This is a genomic window from Lysinibacillus telephonicus (assembly GCF_003966145.1).
GTDB classification, from domain to species: domain Bacteria; phylum Bacillota; class Bacilli; order Bacillales_A; family Planococcaceae; genus Ureibacillus; species Ureibacillus telephonicus.
Map to the genome: position 1 here is coordinate 1 of NZ_RXNR01000137.1, position 2,193 is coordinate 2,193.

Sequence of the window (2,193 nt, forward strand, 5' to 3'; positions counted from 1 at the left end):
TATAAATGTCAACCTTAATATGTACATTTTTGCTCGTTTAAGGATGTACAAAATTACTCGTCTGCTGGTTCAAGATGTTGTTTAAGACGATAGGAATTACCTGTTATTGTTACGACATTTGCGTGATGTAATATTCGGTCTAAAATTGCGTTTGCTAACTTTGGTTCTGGGAAAATTTCTTCCCAAGATTTAAAATTCACATTGGTTGTAAATATGGTGCTTTTCTTTTCATAACGTGCATCGATGAGCTGGAAAAATAGCTTCGCATCCTCTGAATCAATCGGTAAATAGCCTATTTCATCAATGATTAATAATTTATACTTTGTATAATGCTTTAAACGACTTTCCAGACGATTTTCGAGATGCGCTCGTTTTAGATTTTGAATTAAATCATGGCACTTAATAAAATAAGTACTGGTACGTTTTTTTGCTGCTGTGATTCCAATTGCTATGGCTAGGTGAGTTTTACCCACTCCACTAGGTCCTAGAAATACAATATTCTCATTCTCTTGAATAAAACGTAAGCTTTGAAAATCAAGTATCTGTTGCTGATTAAGGCTAGGTTGAAAAGAAAAATCAAAGTCTTTCATTTCTTTTAAATGTGGAAATGCTGCTACCTTTACCATTGCTTGGATCATATTCTGTTCACGTACATCTACTTCATAATTCGTTAATTTTATCAGTGTATCAATAAAAGAAAGCTCATTCTTGATACCGAAGTCGATGACTTCACTTAGATGGAGTCCCATTTGCTTTAATTTTAAATACTCCAAGTTTTGTTGAAGCTGTTGATAATTTGAGTTCATATTCGGATTCATTTATAGATTTCTCCAATCGCTGCTAAATTTCGTTTCGCTAAATCATTAATATCTGGATAGTTCGGCATCCCTTTTGATATTGTTTCAAGATAATGGGCTTCCTGGTAATTAAGTTTTGCATCACTTATTTTGTGTTGAGCAATCAGTTCCATGTTATAATGAATCCATAAATGCTCATCATATACTTGTAAACTTACTTTTTTTCCTTGGTACCCTGGTGGGACAGAGTACTGATTGGATTTATAAGTAATCATGTTCGATGCATTGACCTTTACAGGTGTATGCTTGATTTTATAGGAATCTCTTACTCGTTCAGTTGGTAGCTGGAGTAAGTGATTCTTTTCTTTTTGGAATTCGAGTAATGGAATTTTATTTGTTCCTTGGTGAAGTTCACTGTTAATTCGATTACATAAACGTTCAATATAGTCGTGTAATTCTTCCATATTAAATTTCCCTTGGTATGCATGGATCTCATCAAGTAACTTCATTGTTGTTTCAACTTTTCCCTTTGTTCTAGGGCGACCAGCGATACATGGTCTGACTTTAAAACCAAAATCCTTCGCAAATTGAGCAAACTTCGCATTTACTTTTCCTTTTGAAAATTCAGTACGTGCTTCTTCCATAACAGTTTTCATATTGTCTGTAACCAACTCTTCTGGAACGCCACCCATCTTCTCAAACGTTTCCGTAAGGAATGAAAAAAGAACGGATTGCGATTTTGAAATGCTCATATAAAAGAATCGCATTCGAGAATGGCTTAATACTAAGACGGCTATATTTATTTCTACTTGTTCTCCATCTTTTGTTTCATACATAATACTTTCTTTCCAGTCTAGTTGTGCTTGTTGCCCAGCACGCGTTTCAAATCGAATCCCACTGTTCCCCATACTTGAGATACGCTCATCTTTCTCGAAATACGCTTGGAATTCTGGTGTGTTCGCAATATAATTTCGAAACGTTGATTGGCCACATTCTAAGCCATGATTATCTTTTAAATACTGCCAAAGGTTACGACGATAATAAAACACTTGCTTTGAATCCTCAGATAATAAACTTGCGATTACTGGATAAAACTTATTAATTTTAGATGGTTTATTACGTTTCTTTTTGGGAACAAAGCCATTTAAATATTTGTCGATTGTACGTCGATCGACTCCTAAATCCCTTGCTAATTTACTTTTATTTATCTTCATTTTTAACTGCTCCATTATTTTTTTAAATCCTACTAAGTCTGCAAGACTATTTATTTCAAATTTTGTTTCTACGTTTAGTTGGATATACACTACTAATCACCTCTAGATTAGTATGAATACCCCGAGCATTTTTGTACATAGTTATTCAAGCGATAATGTACATATTTAAAATAGCATTTATA

At 33.7% G+C, this 2,193-nt stretch carries 2 protein-coding genes; both read right to left on the reverse strand.

Annotation, left to right across the window (positions count from 1 at the left end; all coding sequences use genetic code 11):
- Nucleotides 1–53: 53 nt before the first annotated feature.
- The gene (istB, locus tag EKG35_RS20480) at nt 54–806 is read right to left on the reverse strand and encodes an IS21-like element helper ATPase IstB (RefSeq protein WP_126296398.1); all 753 of its coding nucleotides are present in this window, start codon (nt 804–806) and stop codon (nt 54–56) included.
- An 8-nt stretch (nt 807–814) separates the two neighbouring features.
- A complete protein-coding gene (gene istA / locus EKG35_RS20485; protein WP_126296397.1) occupies nt 815–2,101 on the reverse strand; it encodes an IS21 family transposase in 1,287 nt (428 codons plus the stop codon).
- Nucleotides 2,102–2,193: the final 92 nt, after the last annotated feature.